At 71.1% G+C, this 641-nt stretch carries 1 protein-coding gene; it reads right to left on the bottom strand.

The window, feature by feature from the left end:
- A partial coding sequence (locus tag CCN51_RS52890) for an SCO6745 family protein (RefSeq protein ID WP_425444822.1) occupies positions 1–413 on the bottom strand: 413 nt, incomplete at its 3' end.
- Positions 414–641: the final 228 nt, after the last annotated feature.

The following is a 641-nucleotide window of genomic DNA, read 5'->3' as shown; positions in this document are numbered from 1 at the left end:
GCGTACAGGGGGCGGGCGGCGCGGGAACACGCCTCCGTCGCGCGCTGCGCCAGCTCCGCGGCCTCGGCCATCTCCTTCGAGGACACCGCGTCGTCGCCGAGCAGCCGCCGCAGCACGCTGTCGGCCGCGCGCAGGCGGGCCGCCAGCGCGTCCTCGGGGGAGATCACGTCCCAGGCAGCGGGCAAATAACGGGCGACCAGGTCGTGCTTGAAGTTGAAGAAGGTCGCGGTGACGGTTCCGGCGCCGACGCGGCCGAACGCCGCCGCCCGGCTGACGAAGTAGTCGGCGCCCCGGTCCTCGACCCCCAGCCGCTCGAGCTCCCGCCCGTAGTCGGGCTGGAAGTAGACGGTCGAGTGGAAGGGGTTGACGACGGCGTGGCAGCGCCGCCCGGCACGCTCGGGAAGTGAGGTCATGCCCGCATGTTACTTTCGGGTATGCGGGGGTGTGCAGACCCGATCCCGCCCCGGGAAGGGGGCGGGAAGGCGGGCGTGCGTCGTGGTGCCGACCGGGCTCAGATCTCGAGTTCGGCCTCGATCTTCCTCAGCTGGTGGCGGGCCATGGCGAGGTTGGCGCGTCCGGAGTCCAGGACGAGGTACAGGAAGAGACCGTTCTGCCTCTTGAGCAGCCGGATCAGGTGGTAC

The organism is Streptomyces milbemycinicus, from assembly GCF_002154605.1.
Taxonomy (GTDB): domain Bacteria; phylum Actinomycetota; class Actinomycetes; order Streptomycetales; family Streptomycetaceae; genus Streptomyces; species Streptomyces milbemycinicus.
Note: the sequence above shows the minus strand (reverse complement) of the source record. Positions and strands in the feature narration are given on the sequence as shown.